The 17,638-nt window shown below is 68.8% G+C and carries 21 protein-coding genes; 11 read left to right on the top strand and 10 right to left on the bottom strand.

Annotation, left to right across the window (positions count from 1 at the left end; translation table 11 throughout):
* Positions 1 to 75: 75 nt before the first annotated feature.
* The 4 genes from Ga0609869_RS00350 to Ga0609869_RS00335 form a co-directional block, all read right to left on the bottom strand.
* The gene (locus Ga0609869_RS00350; protein ID WP_125403998.1) at positions 76 to 909 is read right to left on the bottom strand and encodes an arginyltransferase; all 834 of its coding nucleotides are present in this window, start codon (positions 907 to 909) and stop codon (positions 76 to 78) included.
* Positions 910 to 976: 67 nt separating this feature from the next.
* A complete protein-coding gene (locus tag Ga0609869_RS00345) occupies positions 977 to 1,426 on the bottom strand; it encodes an RDD family protein (protein ID WP_125403997.1) in 450 nt (149 codons plus the stop codon).
* 74 nt (positions 1,427 to 1,500) lie between these two features.
* Positions 1,501 to 1,917, bottom strand: coding sequence for a DUF2852 domain-containing protein (locus tag Ga0609869_RS00340; protein ID WP_125403996.1), 417 nt, complete (start codon positions 1,915 to 1,917; stop codon positions 1,501 to 1,503).
* A gap of 117 nt (positions 1,918 to 2,034) precedes the next feature.
* Entirely contained in the window at positions 2,035 to 2,502 is a 468-nt protein-coding gene (locus tag Ga0609869_RS00335) for a YbaK/EbsC family protein (protein ID WP_125403995.1), read from the bottom strand.
* A 220-nt stretch (positions 2,503 to 2,722) separates the two neighbouring features.
* On the opposite strand from Ga0609869_RS00335, the gene Ga0609869_RS00330 reads away from it, so the two are divergent.
* Together Ga0609869_RS00330 and Ga0609869_RS00325 are read left to right on the top strand one after the other, a co-directional pair.
* Positions 2,723 to 5,530 (top strand): [protein-PII] uridylyltransferase family protein, encoded by a 2,808-nt coding sequence (locus Ga0609869_RS00330; RefSeq protein ID WP_125403994.1) that lies wholly within the window; start codon positions 2,723 to 2,725, stop codon positions 5,528 to 5,530.
* The gene (locus Ga0609869_RS00325) at positions 5,520 to 5,786 is read left to right on the top strand and encodes a hypothetical protein (RefSeq protein WP_125403993.1); all 267 of its coding nucleotides are present in this window, start codon (positions 5,520 to 5,522) and stop codon (positions 5,784 to 5,786) included. The genes Ga0609869_RS00330 and Ga0609869_RS00325 overlap by 11 nt, the downstream gene beginning before the upstream one ends.
* 22 nt (positions 5,787 to 5,808) lie before the next feature.
* On the opposite strand, the gene eda is transcribed toward Ga0609869_RS00325, so the two are convergent.
* Together eda and edd are read right to left on the bottom strand one after the other, a co-directional pair.
* The gene (gene eda / locus Ga0609869_RS00320) at positions 5,809 to 6,471 is read right to left on the bottom strand and encodes a bifunctional 4-hydroxy-2-oxoglutarate aldolase/2-dehydro-3-deoxy-phosphogluconate aldolase (RefSeq protein ID WP_125403992.1); all 663 of its coding nucleotides are present in this window, start codon (positions 6,469 to 6,471) and stop codon (positions 5,809 to 5,811) included.
* Positions 6,472 to 6,522: 51 nt separating this feature from the next.
* Positions 6,523 to 8,328, bottom strand: coding sequence for a phosphogluconate dehydratase (gene edd / locus Ga0609869_RS00315; RefSeq protein WP_125403991.1), 1,806 nt, complete (start codon positions 8,326 to 8,328; stop codon positions 6,523 to 6,525).
* Between the two features lie 132 nt (positions 8,329 to 8,460).
* Between edd and Ga0609869_RS00310 the strand changes: the two genes are divergently transcribed.
* The 3 genes from Ga0609869_RS00310 to Ga0609869_RS00300 are packed head-to-tail and all read left to right on the top strand — an operon-like array spanning position 8,461 to position 10,780.
* Positions 8,461 to 9,663, top strand: a complete 1,203-nt coding sequence (locus Ga0609869_RS00310; RefSeq protein WP_125403990.1) for an RSP_2647 family RNA methyltransferase — start codon at positions 8,461 to 8,463, stop codon at positions 9,661 to 9,663.
* The gene (locus tag Ga0609869_RS00305; RefSeq protein ID WP_125403989.1) at positions 9,660 to 10,205 is read left to right on the top strand and encodes an RSP_2648 family PIN domain-containing protein; all 546 of its coding nucleotides are present in this window, start codon (positions 9,660 to 9,662) and stop codon (positions 10,203 to 10,205) included. Before Ga0609869_RS00310 ends, Ga0609869_RS00305 begins: the two co-directional genes overlap by 4 nt.
* Before the next feature lie 20 nt (positions 10,206 to 10,225).
* Positions 10,226 to 10,780, top strand: coding sequence for a hypothetical protein (locus Ga0609869_RS00300; protein WP_245972177.1), 555 nt, complete (start codon positions 10,226 to 10,228; stop codon positions 10,778 to 10,780).
* A gap of 683 nt (positions 10,781 to 11,463) precedes the next feature.
* On the opposite strand, the gene Ga0609869_RS00295 is transcribed toward Ga0609869_RS00300, so the two are convergent.
* Positions 11,464 to 11,691, bottom strand: coding sequence for a hypothetical protein (locus Ga0609869_RS00295; RefSeq protein WP_125403987.1), 228 nt, complete (start codon positions 11,689 to 11,691; stop codon positions 11,464 to 11,466).
* Between the two features lie 96 nt (positions 11,692 to 11,787).
* Between Ga0609869_RS00295 and Ga0609869_RS00290 the strand changes: the two genes are divergently transcribed.
* Positions 11,788 to 12,411 carry a TetR/AcrR family transcriptional regulator gene (locus tag Ga0609869_RS00290; protein WP_125403986.1) on the top strand — a complete coding sequence of 208 codons (624 nt, stop codon included), beginning with the start codon at positions 11,788 to 11,790 and terminating at the stop codon, positions 12,409 to 12,411.
* A complete protein-coding gene (locus tag Ga0609869_RS00285) occupies positions 12,395 to 12,772 on the top strand; it encodes a hypothetical protein (protein WP_125403985.1) in 378 nt (125 codons plus the stop codon). The genes Ga0609869_RS00290 and Ga0609869_RS00285 overlap by 17 nt, the downstream gene beginning before the upstream one ends.
* On the opposite strand, the gene Ga0609869_RS00280 is transcribed toward Ga0609869_RS00285, so the two are convergent.
* Positions 12,751 to 13,164, bottom strand: a complete 414-nt coding sequence (locus tag Ga0609869_RS00280) for an RrF2 family transcriptional regulator (protein WP_125403984.1) — start codon at positions 13,162 to 13,164, stop codon at positions 12,751 to 12,753. The two genes, Ga0609869_RS00285 and Ga0609869_RS00280, sit on opposite strands and share 22 nt — an antisense overlap.
* Before the next feature lie 107 nt (positions 13,165 to 13,271).
* On the opposite strand from Ga0609869_RS00280, the gene Ga0609869_RS00275 reads away from it, so the two are divergent.
* From Ga0609869_RS00275 to Ga0609869_RS00260, 4 genes are read left to right on the top strand one after another with little or no spacing between them, the layout of a single operon-like run.
* On the top strand, positions 13,272 to 13,757 hold the full coding sequence (locus tag Ga0609869_RS00275) for a hemerythrin domain-containing protein (protein ID WP_125403983.1): 486 nt from the start codon (positions 13,272 to 13,274) through the stop codon (positions 13,755 to 13,757).
* Positions 13,758 to 13,789: 32 nt separating this feature from the next.
* Positions 13,790 to 14,437, top strand: a complete 648-nt coding sequence (locus tag Ga0609869_RS00270) for a 5-formyltetrahydrofolate cyclo-ligase (protein WP_125403982.1) — start codon at positions 13,790 to 13,792, stop codon at positions 14,435 to 14,437.
* On the top strand, positions 14,434 to 15,639 hold the full coding sequence (locus tag Ga0609869_RS00265; protein ID WP_125403981.1) for an NnrS family protein: 1,206 nt from the start codon (positions 14,434 to 14,436) through the stop codon (positions 15,637 to 15,639). Before Ga0609869_RS00270 ends, Ga0609869_RS00265 begins: the two co-directional genes overlap by 4 nt.
* 11 nt (positions 15,640 to 15,650) lie before the next feature.
* On the top strand, positions 15,651 to 16,316 hold the full coding sequence (locus tag Ga0609869_RS00260; RefSeq protein ID WP_125403980.1) for an NnrU family protein: 666 nt from the start codon (positions 15,651 to 15,653) through the stop codon (positions 16,314 to 16,316).
* Between the two features lie 3 nt (positions 16,317 to 16,319).
* On the opposite strand, the gene Ga0609869_RS00255 is transcribed toward Ga0609869_RS00260, so the two are convergent.
* Entirely contained in the window at positions 16,320 to 16,619 is a 300-nt protein-coding gene (locus Ga0609869_RS00255) for a carboxymuconolactone decarboxylase family protein (protein ID WP_125403979.1), read from the bottom strand.
* A gap of 23 nt (positions 16,620 to 16,642) precedes the next feature.
* Positions 16,643 to 17,341, bottom strand: a complete 699-nt coding sequence (locus Ga0609869_RS00250; RefSeq protein ID WP_125404075.1) for a cyclic nucleotide-binding domain-containing protein — start codon at positions 17,339 to 17,341, stop codon at positions 16,643 to 16,645.
* Between the last annotated feature and the right edge of the window lie 297 nt (positions 17,342 to 17,638).

Genomic DNA, 17,638 nt, shown 5'->3' with positions numbered 1-17,638 from the left:
GGGCCGGGCGCCCGGCCGTGCCGGGGGCCTCCGGCGGGGATATTTCAGGCCAGAAGAAGCCGGGAAGCGGGGCGCTCAGACCGGCGAGCGGGTGTCGGGCAGCGAGATGCGGGCCACCTGTTCGGCGATCGGGTCGACCGAGAGCGGGTGGGTTTCGCCGCTATGCGACTCGGGGTCGCCGAGATCCTGCCAGCGGCCGTTCTTGAAGATCTCGAGCGCGGAGAAATTGGCCTTGTAGCCCATCTTGGGGCTGCCGGGCACCCAGTAGCCGAGATAGACGTAGGGCAGCCCCGCCTCGCGGGCGATGTCGACATGGTCGAGGATGACATGGGTGCCGAGGCTCGCGCGGGCGCGCTCGGGCTCGTAGAAGGAATAGACCATCGACAGCCCGTCATCGAGCAGGTCCGTCAGGCAGACCGCCGCAAGCTTGCGATGCCGGCTGCCGGGTGCGGGCGGCGCGGTATATTCGACCACGCGTGAGCGAACCGGGGTTTCCTCGATCATCGCGGCGAATTCGAAGATGTCCATGTCGGCCATGCCGCCCTTGGCGTGGCGGTCGTCGAGGTAGCGGCGGAAGAGGCTGTACTGTTCCTCTGTGGCCCAGGGCGAGTTTGCCTGCCGCTTGAGGTCGGCGTTGCGCCGTGCGGCCTTGCGCTGGCTGCGCGAGGGGCGGAAATCGGCCACCCGGATGCGCGCCGAAAGGCACGCGGTGCAATCGGCGCAGGCCGGGCGGTAAAGCACGTTTTGCGACCGGCGGAAGCCCTGTTTCGACAGCGCGTCGTTCAGCCTCTCAGCGTACTCCCCCTGAAGCGCCGTAAAGAGCTTACGCTCCATCCGGTCGGCCAGATAGGGGCAGGGCTGCGGGGCCGTTACATAGAACTGCGGCGCAAGCGGAAGCGAATGGCGCATGAGCGGGTCTGCAAATCCTCGTTCACGATACGCTAGCACCGCATCCGGCGCGCGCCAAGGGGGCGTGTCATCCCGGCGCGGGACGGTTGATGACCGCGCTGCCCAGCATGATGTCGTTCAGGCCCTGGGCGCGGGGGCCCGTCAGCATGGCCGCGACCGAAACGATCTGCGGGATCACGAAGGCGATGCTGATCGAGTAGATGAGCGTATGCAAAAACGCGAGCGTGGCGTCGGCGCGTTCGCCGCGGCCGTTCCTGAGCTCCAGCGCCATCAGCCACATGCCCGGCGTGGCCGAAAGGCGGGCGAGGCTGACCGCGCGGTAGGCCAGCCCGATGGCGATATAGAACAGCGGGAAGAAAAAGAGCGCGGTGAAGGCGGTGAACGGCAACGCCAGGATCACGAGCGCGAAGATCGCCACGCTGTCGATCGCCCAGGCGACGAGGCGCTTGGCGGGGACGTCGGCGTAGAACTCGCCGTGCAGGTCGGGGTCGGGCAGGGCCCAGAGCGGCTGTTGCATTTTACAAGATGTAGGCAAGAGAGGGGCGGATCGAAAGGGGCGCCCGCGCTGGGGCGCCCCGGAGGGCGGGCAGGTCAGGCGCCGGCGGGGTTGGCCGCGGCGGCGTCGGCGGATTCGCGGGCCTTGCGGGCGCGGTCTTCCATGAACTGGTCGAACTCGGCCTTGTCCTTGGCCTGGCGCAGCCGGTCGAGGAAATCCTCGAACGCCTGTTGTTCGTCCTCCAGCCGGCGCAGGGTCTCGGCCTTGTAGGCGTCGAAGGCGGTATTGCCGGTGGTTTTCATCCGGTTGGCCCGGATGCAGACATTGTAGGTGGAATCGGATTTGCGGCGGCCGGTGAACATGCGATTGCTCCAGATCATGTAGAAGAGGATGGCCAGGCCAATGGGCCAGAACAGGATGAAGCCCAGGACCATGGCGACGATCCAGGCGCCCTTGCCGCGCTGGTCGAGCCAGCTTTCGGCGCGGGAGGGCCAGGTGGCGACGGAACTCATCGGTGTCTCCTTTGCGGTTGGCGTGGTTTCGATGTGAATGCCTTTCACATTACGGGAAATGGGGGTGGCGCGCGGTGCCTTCAAGGGCTGATGTGAAAAGATTTTACATTATCGCCGTCAGAGGGCGAAATCGGCCTGCCGCGCGCCGGTGAGACCGGGCAGCAGGTGCGGATCGAGGGGGAAGACGTGGCGCGGCGTGCCGGCCGCGGCCCAGACCGTGTCGAAGTCGAGCAGCCGCGGGTCGAGAAAGGCGCGGATCGGAGACAGGTGGCCGACGGGCGCGACCCCGCCGATGGCAAAGCCGGTCTGCGCGCGGATCAGCGCGGCGTCGGCCTTGCCCAGCGTTTCGCCCGCCAGCGCCGAGGCCTTGTCGGCGCAGACCCGGTTGCCGCCGGCGGTGAGAAACAGGATGGCCTCGCCCGTGCGCTCGCCCCGAAAGATGATCGACTTGGCGATCTGGTCGAGCGCGCAGCCGACCGCGCTGGCGGCCTCTTCGGCGGTGCGGGTCTGGCCCAGTTCGCGGATGTCGGGCGTGATCCCGGCCTCTTGCAGGGCGCGGCGGACACGGGTCAGGCTTTTGCTCATGGGGCATCTCCCGGTTCTCTGGCCGGCGGTTTAGGGGCTCGCGAGGGCGGGTGCAACGCGGGCGCTGCAGGCGCGGTGGCACCGGCCCGTCGAGCGGTGGCCGAACCCGGTCTCGCCCCCCGCAAACCGCGCCGCCCCGATACGGCCGCGCCGCGCCATTGGCCGGGCTGCACGCTCAGCGCCCGTTGACCGCAGGGCGCGGCCGCTGCATCACTGCTCCATGACCTTCGCCGCCCACCTGACCCGCGCCCCGATCCCCTACGAGCCCGACCGCGCCGCCGAGGCCGCCGAGCGGTTCGCGGGCCAGCCGCCAGAGGTTCGCGCGCTGCTGGAGGGCACGGCTGGGTGCAGCCCCTACCTGTGGGGGCTGATGACCCGTGAGGACGGCTGGATGGAAGAGGCGCTGGCGGGCGCGCCCGACACGGCCTTCGACGCGCTGCTGGCCGAGGTCGGCGACTTGCCGCTCGACGCGCTCAAGCCGGGGCTCCGGCAGGCCAAGCGGCGCGCGGCGCTATTGATCGCGCTGGCCGATCTGGGGGGCGTCTGGCCGCTGGAGCGGGCGACGGCGGCTCTGACGGAATTCGCCGATCTCTGCGTCGATACGGCGCTGAAGCGGCTGGTGGCCGCCGAGATCGGCCGCGGCAAGATCCCCGGCCTGACCGAGGACGATGCCGCCACCGCGGGCGGCATGGTGGCGCTGGCAATGGGCAAGCAGGGCGCGCACGAGCTGAACTATTCCTCGGATATCGACCTGATCTGCCTTTTCGACCAGGACCGCTTCGACGCGGCCGATTTCCACGAGGCCCGCGCGGCCTTCGTCAAGATCACGCGGCGGATGACGGCGCTGCTGTCGGAGCTTACCGGCGAGGGTTACGTCTTTCGCACCGATCTGCGGCTGCGCCCCGATGCCTCGGTCACGCCGGTCTGCGTCGCCATGGAGGCCGCCGAGCGGTATTACGAAAGCCTCGGGCGGACATGGGAACGGGCGGCCCATATCAAGGCGCGGCCCTGTGCGGGCGACATCGCGGCGGGCGAGGCGTACCTGGAACGGCTGCGCCCGTTCGTCTGGCGCAAGCATCTGGATTTCGCCGCCATCCAGGACGCCCACGACATGCGGCTCAAGATCCGCAGCCACAAGGGGCTGCACGGCGCCATCGCGCTGGAAGGCCACGACATGAAGCTCGGCGCCGGCGGCATCCGCGAGATCGAGTTCTTCACCCAGACGCGGCAGCTGATCGCCGGTGGGCGCGACCCCGATCTGCGGGTGCGCGGCACGGTCGAGGGGCTGGCCCGGCTGGCCGGCAAGGACTGGGTGCCGGCCGACGTTGCCCGGACGCTGACCGCCGATTACCGCGAGCACCGCGAGATCGAGCATCGCCTGCAAATGGTCAATGACGCGCAGACCCATGCGCTGCCCGGCACGGCGCATGGGATGGATCGCATCGCGCGGTTCATGGGCGAGGGCGATACCGCCGCCTGGCGCGCCCGTCTGACCGAGCGGCTGGGGCGGGTGGCCGCGCTCACCGAGGGGTTTTTTGCCCCCGGCACCCCGCGAAAGGACGAGGCGCCAGAGCTGCCCGACAGCGCCGCCTGCATCGTCGAGCGCTGGGCGGGCTATCCCTGCCTGCGCTCGGCCCGCGCGCGTGAGATCTTCGGCCGGCTCCGGGCCGACCTGCTGCGCCGCCTGACCGCCGCGCCGCGCCCGGCCGAGGCCTTCGCCGCCTTCGACGGGTTTCTCGCCGGGCTGCCGGCGGGGGTTCAGCTTTTCTCGCTCTTCGAGGCCAATCCGCATCTGATCGACCTGATCATCGACATCGCCACGCTGTCGCCGGAACTGGCGCAATACCTGTCGCGCAATGCCGGCGTGCTGGACGCGGTGATCGGCGGCGATTTCTTCGCGCCCTGGCCGGGCAAGGCGCGGCTTTCCGAGGAACTGACGGCGCGCCTGGCCGCGATCGACGATTACGAGCGCCAGCTCGACGCGGCGCGGCGCTGGGCCAAGGAGTGGCATTTCCGCATCGGCGTGCATTTCCTGCGCGGCCTGATCCCGGCCGAGGTCGCCGGGGCGGAATACGCCGATCTGGCCGAGGCGGTGCTCTCGGCGCTCTGGGGGCCGGTGGTCGCGCAGTTCTCGGCCAAGCACGGGGCCCCGCCGGGCAAGGGGGCGGTGATGCTGGGCATGGGCTCGCTGGGGGCGGGGCGGCTGACCGCCACCTCGGACCTGGACCTGATCGTGATCTACGATGCCGACGGGGTCGAGGCCTCGGACGGGCGCCGCCCGCTGGCGGCGCGGGCCTATTACGCGAGGCTCACCCAGGCACTGGTGACCGCGCTGACCGCCGCGATGGCCGAGGGCAAGCTTTACGAGGTCGACATGCGCCTGCGCCCCTCGGGCAGGCAGGGGCCGGTCGCCACCTCGCTGCAAAGCTTTCGCGCCTATCAGCGCGACGAGGCCTGGACATGGGAACACCTGGCGCTGACCCGCGCGCGGCCCGTGGCCGGCGAGGCGGCGCTGGGCGACGAGGTCGAGGCGTTGCGCCGCGCGCTGCTGTGCGAAAAGGCCGACGCCGCGCGCGTGGTCGAGGGCGTGGTCGACATGCGCGCCCGGCTGGCCGAGGCCAAGCCCGCCAAGGACACCTGGGACGGCAAGCAGGGGCCGGGCCGGGGCCAGGATATCGAGCTGATCGCCTCGGCCGCGGCGCTGGTCGCGGCGAGCCCGGCAACCCAGGTGGCCGGGCAGATCGAGGCCGGGCAGGCGGCCGGCTGGCTGAGTGCGGACGAGGGCGAAACGCTCTGCGCCGGCTACGCGCTGACCCGCAAGGTGCAGGCGGCGGCGCGCCTGATCAGCCCCGGCCCCCTCAACCCCGACGAATTGGGCGAGGCGGGGCTTGCGTTCCTGTTGCGCGGCACCGGCGCGCAAAGCGCGGCAGAGCTGCAAGAGCGGCTGACCGAGGCGCGCGCGGCGGCGGCCAGGGTGATCGAGGCGATTCTGGCGCGGGGCGCAACGGGGGGCGGCGATGCGGCTTGAGATGGCCGACCCCAAGGGGCTGATCCGCGAATCCTACCGGATAGAAGGCATCGGGGCCGAGGAGTGCCGGTCGATCTTTCTCGACTGGGCGCTGTCGCTGCCCGCCGGAACCGCCACCGACCGCGCGCTGAAACGGCTGATCGCGGAATATTCCCCCGTCGCGCCGGACCATCCGATGACCGGGGTCCTGCGTGAAGGGCTGGCCTCGGCGCCCACGCCGCGGCGCCGGGGCGGGGCGGGGGGGCGGCGCAGCTGAGCCGGCCGGTCGGCGCGCAGCCTCAGGCCACGTATTCCGCGGGCTTGCCCGGCAGCGCCGCGGCCGCGCGGGCAAGTTCGGTGATCGCCGCCCAGTCGCCCCGGCGCACCAGCTCGGCCGGCGCCACCCAAGAGCCGCCCACGCAAAGCGTGTTGGACAGCGCCAGATAGCTGCCCGCGTTGGCCGGCGTGACGCCGCCGGTGGGGCAAAAGCGGATATGGGGCAGGGGGCCGGCCAGCGATTTCAGCGCGGCGACCCCGCCAATGGCCTCGGCGGGAAAGAATTTCTGCATCGTATAGCCGCGTTCGGCCAGCGCCATCGCCTCGCTCGCCGTGGCCGCGCCGGGCAAGAGCGGCATTTCCTCGTCGGCGGCGGCCTGCACCAGCGTCGCGGTGGCCCCGGGTGAGACGCCGAATTGCGCGCCGGCGGCCTTTGCCGCGGCCACGTCCTTGGGCGTGATCAGGGTGCCCGCGCCGACCGTGCCGCCCCCGACCCTGGACATCTCGTGGATCGCTTCCAGCGCGGCCGGCGTGCGCAGCGTCACCTCCAGCACCGGCAGGCCTCCGGCGACCAGCGCCTTGGCCAGCGGTCTGGCCTGCGCGGCGTCCTCGATCACCAGCACGGGTATGACGGGCGCCCGGCGGCAAAGCGCCTCGGTAATGCGGCTGGCCTCAAAGGGGGTCATGCGTCTTGTCCTTTCTTCGCGCGGCGCGGCGTGCCGCCGGTTCAATACCGTCTACACGACGACGCCCGCGCCTTCGGTCGCCGGGCGAACATGGGCGCGGAACGCGGCGAACAGATCGCGCCCCAGCCCGGTTTCGTTGGCAGACAGGTCGGGGCTGGCCGGCGCCCGGTCCAGCGCGCCCGCGCTGACCACGTCAAGCGTGCCGGCCCCGGCGTCGAGCCGTATCATATCACCATCCGCGAGCCGGGCCAGCGGCCCACCCTCGGCGGCCTCGGGGCTGACATGGATCGCGGCGGGCACCTTGCCGCTGGCCCCCGACATCCGCCCGTCGGTCACCAGCGCCACCTTCAGGCCGCGGTCCTGCAGCACCGACAGCGTCGGGGTCAGCCCGTGCAGCTCGGGCATGCCGTTGGCCCTGGGCCCCTGGAAGCGCACGACGATCACCGTGTCCTCGGTGAACTCGCCGGCCTTGAAGGCGGCCTTTACCGCGTCCTGGTCGTCGAAGATGCGGGCCCTGGCCTCGATCGCGTGGCGTTCGGGCGCCACGGCGGAGGTCTTGATGATCCCGCGGCCGAGATTGCCGTCCAGCGCCCTCAGCCCCCCGCTGGGCTGGAACGCCGCGCCCGCGGGCCGCAGGATCTTTTCGTTGGTGCTGGCCCCGGCGCCGGCCTGCCATGTCAGCGCGCCGTCCACGAGCTTGGGCTCTTCGGTATAGCGGGCCAGCCCCGGGCCCGCCACGGTCTCTGTGTCGGGGTGCAAGAGCCCCGCATCCAGCAACTCGCCGATCAGGAAGCCGAGGCCGCCGGCGGCGTGGAAATGGTTCACGTCGGCCAGCCCGTTGGGATAGACCCGCGCCATCAGCGGCGTGACCGCCGAGAGCCGGGCGAAATCCTCGATATCCAGCCGGATGCCCGCGGCCCGCGCCATTGCCGGCAGGTGAATCACCAGGTTCGTCGAGCCGCCGGTGGCCATCAGCCCGACGATGCCGTTGACGAAGGCGCGTTCGTCCAGGATGCGCCCCGCGGGGCGGTAATCGTTGCCCAGCGCGGTGATCTCCAACGCCCGCGCCGCGCCGGCCTCGGTCAGCGCGTCACGCAGGTCGGTGCCGGGGTTGACGAAGCTCGCGCCCGGCAGGTGCAGCCCCATCAGCTCCATCAGCATCTGGTTGGAATTCGCGGTGCCGTAAAAGGTGCAGGTGCCCGGCCCGTGGTACGAGGCCATCTCGGCGGCCATCAGTTCGTCCCGCCCGATCTCGCCGGCGGCGAAGCGCTGGCGCACCTTGGCCTTTTCGTCGTTGGGCAACCCGCTGGTCATCGGCCCCGCAGGCAGGAACACCGCCGGCACATGGCCAAAGCTCGCCGCGGCGATCACCAGCCCCGGAACGATCTTGTCGCATACACCCAGGAATACCGCCGCGTCGAAGGTGTTGTGCGACAGCGCAACGCCCGCGGCCATGGCGATCACGTCGCGGGAAAACAGCGACAGCTCCATCCCGGTCTGCCCTTGCGTGACCCCGTCGCACATCGCCGGTACGCCGCCGGCCACCTGCGCGGTGCCGCCCGCCCGGGCCGCGGCGCCGCGGATGAGGTCCGGAAACCTCTCGAACGGCTGGTGCGCCGAGAGCATGTCGTTATAGGCGGTGACGATCCCGAGATTGGGCGCGCGGCCCTCGGCCAGCGCCTCTTTCGCGTCGCCCATGGCGGCATAGGCATGGGCCTGGTTGCCGCAGGTCAGATGCGCGCGTGCCGGCCCGTCCTCCGCCGCGCGGGCGATCCGGTCGAGATAGGCCGCGCGCGTATCGCGCGAGCGCTCGACGATCGCTTCGGTGACGGCCAGGAGTTCGGGGTGAAGCGCCATGAGCGGAATCCTCTGCGTTGCGGCAACACCTTTCCTTATAGGCAGTTAGCGCTAACAAGGCAAACCGCGGTTGCCGCATTCGGCGGTAAATCGCTCTTTTCCGCAGGGGGCGAAACGTCTAGGAAAACAGCCATGAGCCAGCCCTCCGACCGCCCCATCGTCCGTCTGCGCCCCAAGGCCGAGGCGCGTGCCTTGCGGCACGGTTTTCCGTGGGTCTATGCCGACGAATTGGTGACCGACCGGCGCACCAAGGCGCTGGCCCCCGGCACCGTCGCGCGGCTGGAGGATGCAGAGCGGCGGCCGCTGGGCACCGTCGCCGTCAACCCGGCCTCCAAGATCATCGCGCGGATGCTCGACCGCGATGCCGAGGCGGGGATCGGCGTGGACTGGCTGAAGGTCAAGATCGACCGGGCGCTCAGCCTCCGCGCCCGCCTCTACGAGACGCCGTTTTACCGGCTGGTCCATGCCGAGGCCGACGGGCTGCCCGGCGTGGTGATCGACCGCTTCGGGCCGGCGGCGGTGATCCAGCCCAACGCCGCCTGGGCCGAGCTGCAATTCGACGCGCTGGCCGCGGCGCTGGTCGAGGTGACCGGCGTGGAAACGGTGATCAAGAACGGCACCGGCCGCGCCCGCGCCCTCGAAGGGCTGGCCGAGGAAACCCGCCTGGTGCAGGGCGCGCTGGACGGGCCGGTGCCGGTGCCGATGAACGGGGCCACCTACATGGCCGACCTCATGGGCGGGCAGAAGACGGGGCTTTTCTATGACCAGCGGCCGAACCAGGCTTTCGCGGCCCGGCTGGCGCCGGCGGGCCGGGTGCTGGACGTGTTTTCCCATGTCGGGGGCTTTGCGCTGGCCGCGCTGGCTGGCGGCGCGGCCCATGCGCTGGCCGTCGACAGCTCGGCCCCGGCGCTGGAGCTGGCCCAGGCGGGCGCCGCGGCCAGCGGCGTGGCCGGGCGGTTCGACACGCGCAAGGCCGACGCCTTCGCGGCGATGGAAACGCTGGCGGCCGAGGGGGCGCTGTTCGATCTGGTGGTCTGCGATCCGCCGGCCTTCGCCCCCAACAAGGCCGCCCTCGAGGCCGGGCTCAGGGCCTACGAGCGGGTGGCGCGGCTGGCGGCGCATCTGGTGGCGCCGGGCGGATATCTGGTGGTCTGCTCGTGTTCCCACGCCGCCGACCTGACACGCTTTCGCGCGGCCTCGGCGCGCGGTATCGGCCGGGCCGGGCGGCGCGGGCAGATCCTTTTCACCGGCTTTGCCGGGCCCGACCACCCGGTTTTGCCGCAACTGGCCGAGTCGGGGTATCTCAAGGCCGTGGCCTTCCGGCTGAGCCCATGAAGCTCTTGCTCGACGCCTGCGTGATCTACCCCACGGTGCTGCGCGAAATCCTGCTGGGCGTGGCGGCCAGGGGCCTCTATACCCCGCTCTGGTCGGCCCGCATCCTTGAGGAATGGGCCCGCGCCGCGCGCAAGATCGGCCCGACGGGCGAGGTGCAGGCGCGCGCCGAGATCGCGCTGGTCCGCGCCGCGTGGCCCATTGCCGAGGTTGCCCCGCGTGAGGGGCTGGAGGCGCGGCTCTGGCTGCCCGACGCGGACGACACCCATGTGCTGGCCGCTGCCATCGCCGGGGGCGCCGATGCGATCGTCACCTTCAACGCCCGCGATTTCCCGCGTCACCTGCTGGAGCAAGAGGGGGTCAGGCGGTTCGCGCCGGACGAAGTGCTGATGGAGCTTTGGCTGGCCGCGCCTCAGCCGGTCGAAGAGGCGGTCAGGGCCGTTCATGCCGAGGCGCGGCGGCTCTCGGGCGAGGAACTGGCGCTCAGAGCGCTGTTGAAACGGGCCCGGCTGCCGAGGCTGGGCAAGGCACTGGGGGACGGATGAGGACTTTTGCCGTGGTTCTTATGCTGGCATTGCTGGCGGCCGGTTGCGCAGCCCCGCCGCAGTCCCAGGCGCCGGCGGGTGCGTCCCAGAACGTGGCGGCCCTGTCCCAAGCCATCCTTGCGCTTGGCCCGGGCATCGATCCCGAAGAGGCGGACCGCGCCGCGCGCGTCGCCTATTCGGAAACCCGCGTCCTGGCCGAAGCCTATCAAATCACCGATCCGCCGCTGATCCACAACACCAAGGTCAATCTGGGCCTGCGCCCGCGGGGCCTGTGCTATCACTGGGCCATGGACATGGAGGCACGCCTGGCGCAGGAGGACTTCCGAACGCTTGCGCTGCACCGGGCCATTGCCAATGCCGATGTTGCCTTCCGCATCGACCACAGCACCGTGATCGTCAGCCGCCGGGGCGACCCTTACGACGCGGGGATCGTCTTGGACCCGTGGCGGCTGGGCGGGGTTCTGTTCTGGGCGCCGGTGCGGGAGGATTCGCGCTATGTCTGGCATCCCCGCGCGGCGGTACTGGCCGAAAAAAGCGCCCGGCTGTCGCGGCGGCAGGCCCTGGCCGCGCGCTGAACGCGGACGGCGCGGCCAGCGTCGCGTGCGCCAGCGATCGCTGCGCGCGCGCAATGGCGGCTTCGCTCCACGCCACCTGTGCCGTGATCCGAGCTTCCCGCGGTGGGATGAGCGCCAGGGTGTTTTCCAGTTCCGCGACCGTGCGGCGGGCCAGAAGCGTGGCGCGCTCGGCCTCGTCGGCACGCGATTGGGGGACTGTGCCCTGTTCGGCCAGGGTCCGTGTGCGTGTCAGATCGGCCTCGGCCAGCGCCAGTCGGGCGCGTTCGAGGTCTAGTATGCGGCCCGTGTTGGCCGCCTCGGCAGTCAGTTGTGCGGCTTCGGCGGCAAGCGCTGCGAGATCGGCCCGTGACTGCGTGAGTGCCAGCTCGTAGTCGGTCGGGTCTATCCGCAACACCTCGGTCTCTGCCGGGATCAGGCGGCCCGGCTCCAGGTCGGGATGGCGCCAGATCACCTCGCCCTGCACCTCGGCCACGGCGACCCACGTCTCGGCCGCTCGCAGGTTGCCCCAGGCGGATGCGGTCGGGCGGATGTCCTCCTCCGCGACCGTCAGCACCCGGACGGGCAGCGCGGGCGCTTCCCCTTCGACCTGCGCGGGGCCGTGCTCCGAGGCGATCATCCAGACAGCCGCGGCGATGCCGAAAGCGATGGGCGGCAGCGCGAGGAGGGGGGCCAGACGCACGGGATCAGCCCTGCGCCCGGCGCATCCGCACCAGCGCGAAGATCATCGCCAGCGCGCCGCCTGCTGCATGGGCCCGCACGAGCAGGTCGAAACCCGCCTCCGGCCCATCGGTGACTTGGTCCCAGGCAGCCGACACCGCATCCTTGAGGATGTATTTCTGAGCGATCAGCGCGAAGACGGGCCAGTGCAGCGCGATCTGCAGTCGGGAATAGCCGGTGGGGGCGGTGGGCATGGCAGGGGTCCTTTCGGTCTGGGCGCGCGACTCGGGATAGGGGTTGCGGCTGTCATCAGTATAGGTTAGTGAGTTATCACTAACAAGGGGTGTTGCATGTCAGGTCGTCAGAGCGCGGAAGAGCGAAAGGCGCAGATCGTGGCCGAGGTGCTGCGACTGGCCGACGAGATCGGACCCGACCGGCTGAGCACCACGCATGTCGCGCGCGCCGTCGGCCTCAGCCAGCCCGCGATCTTTCGGCATTTCCCCACCAAGGGCGCGCTCTGGCTGGCGGTGGCCGAGGATATCGCGAACCGGTTGCAGAGTTCTTGGGCCGAAGCCGAGGCCGGGGCCACCGGGCCGCACGCGCGCCTGAAGGCGCTGATCGTTGCGCAGCTGTCAGCCATATCCGAAACGCCCGCCCTGCCGTCGATCCTGTTGTCGCGCGAGTTGCAGGTGGACAATCAAGCCCTGCGTGACGTGTTTCGCGGGCTCCTCGGCGCGTTTCAGGGCCGCCTTGTTGCCGTGATCCGGGATCTTCAGGCTGCGGGCGACCTGCGCCGCGACGTCAGCCCGGAGGATGTCGCCATCCTGCTGACCTCGCTGGTGCAGGGCGTTGCCATCCGCTGGACGCTCGGCGCGCGGGGCTTTTCGCTGGTGCCCGAGGGGTTGCGACTGCTCGACGTGCAGTTGGCGCTGCTGAAGGCGCAGGAGGGCGTTTTCGATGAAGAAGCAACGTAACGTGCTACGCATCGCAGGGGGTGTTGCGACAGCCTTCGGCCTTTTGACGGTTGTTTCAGGCGGGGCCACGCTTCTTGGCGGGCTCGAGATGGGTGCGGTCGTCCTGTTCGTCTTGTGGTTCAACACGCTGGCCGGATTCGCCTATGTCGTCGCGGGCCTTGGCCTTTGGCAGGGGCGGCGATGGGCCTGGCCCCTGTCGCTTGCGATCTTCGCGGCAACGCTGCTGGTCTCCACGGCGTTCGGTTTGCATGTGGCGCAGGGTGGGGCCTTCGAGATGCGCACCGTTTTCGCCATGGCCCTTCGCAGCGCGGTATGGGCTGGCATCGCGCTGGTGGCGCGTCAGGCGCTTTCCGGGCGGTAGACGCAATCGGCCAGGGTGCTGCGGTTGAGATCGGCCACGAAGGCCGCTTCGGCATGGGCCAGTCGCGCCTTCAACCGGCATCGCGGTGTCAGGGTGCAGGCACTCTCCCCGGCGGCAAAGCATTCCACCAGCGCCTGATCGGCCTCGAGCACCGTTACCACATCGCCTAGCCGGATATCCTCGGGCGCCCGCGCCAGCATCGCGCCGCCCCCGCCGCCGCGCCGGGTTTCCAGAAGACCTGACGCGGCCAGCGCCGAGATCACCTTGGCCAGATGATTGCGCGAGACGCGGAATTCGGCGGCAAGGTCGGCGGCCGTGAAAGCGCGATCCGGCGTGCCCGCCATGCGCATCAGCACGCGCAAGCCATAGTCGGTGAAGGAAGTGAGGCGCATGGTCGCGATCCTGGTTTAGTATTTACAATGCGTATTACTGTGCTCTAATCGGCAAATCAAATGCCAATTCGTCCTTTTCCGACGAATCAACACAGAAGGGACGTGCCATGCAGGACGATGCCACCCCTGCCACACCCGAGGAAACGGGGGCCCTTATCGACCATATCCTGACCAATTATCATGCGATGCACAGGGCCGACCTGGCTTCTCTGGTGCCCTTGGCCGAGCGTGTCGAACAGGTCCACGCCGATGATCCGGAGGCCCCGGGGGGTCTTGCCCGTGCCCTGACCACGCTGGCGCACGAGATGGAGGATCACATGGCCAAGGAAGAGATGATCCTTTTCCCGGCAATGCGCGCAGGCGGCGGTGCGGGCATCGAGCATCCGATCGCAGCGATGCGCGCTGACCATGACGATCACGCCGAGAGCATCGCGCTGATCCGCAAGCTGACGGGCGACCTGACACCACCAGAGCACGCCTGCGGGTCTTGGCGGTCGCTTTACGGGGGCACGGCAACGCTGCTCAACGAGCTGGCCGATCACATCGCGCTGGAAAACGACGTGCTCTTTCCCCGGTTTGAGCCCGCAGCATGATAAAGAGCGGGACATATGCCTCGCCGCCTTGCATGGCCACCGAGGTCGATCCTGCGTATTTCGACCCTCTGAGCGTTGATCCCCAACAGGCGCGCGATGTGGCGCGCTGGCGCCGGGCGGAACGGACACGGCTGGCCGGGCTGAGGGAGGGCCTGGGCCAGGCCGGGCGGGCGCAGGTCTCGGACAGGATCGCGGGGCATCTGGGGAGGGTGCTGACAGAACGCGGGGTGAGGCGCGGATGCGTCCTGTCCGGCTATTGGCCGATCAAGGGGGAACCCGACCTGCGCCCTGCCTTGGCCGATCTGCATCGCGCGGGCGTGACCATCGCCTTGCCGGTGGTAGAGACCCGCGCGGCTCCACTGGTGTTCCGCCAGTGGACACCCGAAACCAGACTGGTGCGGGGCGACTGGAACATTCCCGTTCCCCCGCCCGATGCCAATGCGCTAACGCCCGACATCGCGCTCGCCCCCTGCCTCGGTTGGGATGAGGCATGTTTCCGCCTGGGCTTGGGTGGGGGCTATTTCGATCGGACGCTGGCCGCGCTGGCGCCGCGGCCACTGACCATCGGCATCGCACTTGATGTTGCACATCTGCCGACGATCTTTCCGCAACCCCATGACATCCCGCTCGACCTGATCCTGACCGAGGACGGTGTGGCGGCCACAAGGACAGACAAATGACCTCGACCGCCGAGCAGATGCGCGCCTGGACCGGCCCCGCGATCCTGACCTTCGGGTTTCGCCCGTTCTTTTTCGGTGCGGCGGTCTGGGCCGTGCTGGCCATGGTCCTCTGGGTGCCGATGTTGTCGGGGCACCTGATGCTGCCCATCGCCTTCGACACCGTATCATGGCACGCGCATGAATTCCTGTTCGGCTACCTGGGCGCCGTTGTCGCCGGGTTCCTGCTGACCGCGGTGCCGAACTGGACCGGGCGCCTGCCGATCGTCGGCTGGCGGCTGGCGGCTCTGGCGGGACTGTGGCTGTCAGGGCGCGTGGCGGTTGCGGCCTCGGGCGGTCTGCCTGCCGAGCTGGTAGCCGTGGTCGATCTGGCCTTTCCGGTTGTCTTCGCGATAGCGATCGGGCGCGAGATCGTGGCGGGCAAGAACTGGCGCAACCTGATCGTGCTGGCGATGCTGGGGGCCTTCATTCTTGGCAACGCGCTGTTCCACTGGGAGGCGGCAGAGGGCGACTACGCGGCCCAAGGCTACGGCCTGCGGCTGGGTCTCGGTGCGGGCATCATGATGATTGCCGTGATCGGCGGTCGTGTGGTGCCGTCCTTCACCCGCAACTGGCTGGTGAAACGGCGCAGCACGGTCATGCCCGTGCCCCCCATGCAGTCCTTCGACAAGGCGGCGCTGCTGGTCCTTCTGATGGCGCTTGTGCTGTGGGTTGCGCTGCCGCTCGGCGCGCTGACCGGGGTGGCGCTTGCGCTGGCAGGCGTGTTGCACGCCCTGCGATTGGGGCGTTGGGCCGGGCACCGGACATTTGCAGAGCCGCTGGTGACGGTGCTGCACGCTGGCTATGCCTTCGTGCCGCTGGGGGCCCTGGCGCTCGCGGCGGAGAACCTGCTGCCGGGGTCGTTCGGGATAGCGGGCGCGCAGCATTTCTGGATGGCCGGCGCAATCGGCTTGATGACGCTGGCGGTGATGACGCGCGCGACGCTGGGCCATACCGGTCAGGACCTGACCGCGGGGGCGGGGACGGTCGCGATCTACCTGGCCCTGGTCCTGTCCGTGCTTGCGCGGGTCGCGGGCGGCGTATGGCCCGAATTCTCCGGCCCATTGAACACCGTGGCGGGGCTGTTCTGGATCGCGGCCTTCGGCGGCTTTGCCGTCGTCTACGGTGCGCTTTTGCTGCGCCTGCCCGCGGCCAAGCGTATCTGAGGCGCGCGCCCATGGGATGGCTCGAGTTCGTTGTGGCCTATGTAGTGTTCTTCCTGTCGCATTCCCTGCCGGTGCGACCGCCACTGCGGCCCTGGCTTCAGGCGCGCCTCGGACCTTTCGGCTTTACCTTGGCCTATTCCACCATGTCAGTTGGGGTGCTGGCCTGGCTGATCTTGGCGGCAGGCCGCGCGCCGTATGTGGCCCTATGGGACTGGGCGCCATGGCAGGTCCATGTGCCGCTGATTGTCATGGGACCGGTTTGCCTGATCCTTGCGCTGTCCATCGGGCGGCCCAATCCGTTCTCCTTCGGGGGCGCGCGCAACGACCTGTTCGACCCGGCACGGCCCGGCATCGTTCGGTGGTCGCGTCACCCGCTGCTTCTGGCGCTGGCGCTTTGGGCGGCGGCCCATGTCGTGCCGAACGGGGATCTGGCCCATGTGATCCTGTTCGGCACCTTCGCCGCCTTCGCGGTGCTGGGAGGCCGACTGATCGACCGGCGCAAGCGCCGTGAAATGGGGGCAGAGTGGCAGCGCCTGCGCGTGGCTGTGGAAGACGCGCCGCTCCTGTCTTCGCGTGGGTCAAAAGGCACCCTTGCGCGGCTCGTGGCCGGTATTGTTCTCTACGCGACGCTCCTCTGGCTGCATCCTGTTCTCATAGGCGTCAGTCCGCTTCCTTGACTGTTATTCCTTGATGTCTTCGACCCAGGTCTTCGCGGCGACGGCCCGTGGCAGGCCAAGCGGGCCGATGGCCAGGATCGCGACCTGTGTCATCGCCGCAGGTTCGATCCCCTCCGGTCTGGCGCGCCGGGTGTGGGAGTGCACCGCGCCTTCGGATCCAGCGCCAATGGCGAGCGCCAGCTTGACGAGGCGCCTTTCTCGGGGCGTCAGCGGGCCACAGTCGGCGGCCGCCTTGCCCAAGGCAGCATAGGCTTTCCAGACATCGGGATATTCCTCGGCGAGATCTCCGGCGGCGCCAGGCATCGATTTTGTCCTCTGTCTGTCCCTCAGGTCAAAAAGTCATCAATCAGTGGGTTGGGTTTTGCGAAGTGTTCGAGGTCCGCCTGATTGTCGATGGTGATGCGGGTGCCGGTCACGGTAACACCATAGGGTTGCAGGCCCTTGAAGGCGCGGCTGAGGTTTTCGGGGGTCATGCCCAGCACAGAGGCCAGGCGCCGCTTCTCGAAATCAAGCTCGAACGCAGCCCCGCCGCCGGCGTACCTTTGTTGCCTGAGCAAGTAATTCGCGAGCCGCTCCAGCGAGGTTCTAAGCTTGAGATCCTTCTGCGCCTTGATGACAGAGCGATAGCACTGCGCCAGCTCCGTGACGATCGCACGGGCAAAGCTGCCGTCGGCGTCGAAAATCGCGCGAACGTCCTGACTGGGGATCAGCGCGATCCGGCTTTTCTCCAGCGTGCGTGCAGACATCAGGTAGGGCGCATCCTTGATGGTCGCGGCAAGAATGAAGGTCGAGATGGGGCGGACAGTCGCCATACTGGTGTCCCGCCCATTCCAGGCCGAAAACAGATCGACCGAGCCCGAAATAACAATGTGAAGAAAGTCGCTCGGCTCTCCTTCGGTGATCAATTCAATCTGCGCAGGGAAATTCTGCACATAGGCGCCACGCATCAAGGATGTGAAATTTTCATCCGCCATCTGCGCGAAGAGATCGAGTTTTCGAATATCCCGGTATTCTGAATCGGGCATGTCGGCCCCCCTGACTTCGGTCACTTAACAATTATCATCAAATCATTTGATAAAAGCCAATTTGGCAGTTGACCTCTGCCGCAGCAGCCTTGATCTACCACCGCGCACCGGCTGACAAATTTCTGTAAGTCATTTATTTAGTTAGACTTTTCTCAATATCGTGATCTAGATCAAGTCACGAGCGTCGCTGCGGCGTCAGGTCTGGCACTGAACCCCATACAGGGGTGACAGCACTATTTTTGCCGGAGACCCGCCATGCAGACCGTAGCAACAGCCTCGCGCGCCGATCAGACACGG

The organism is Rhodovulum iodosum (assembly GCF_041020385.1).
Taxonomy (GTDB): domain Bacteria; phylum Pseudomonadota; class Alphaproteobacteria; order Rhodobacterales; family Rhodobacteraceae; genus Rhodovulum; species Rhodovulum iodosum.
The sequence above is the reverse complement of the archived record's forward strand: the minus strand, read 5'-3'. Positions and strand labels throughout refer to the sequence as shown.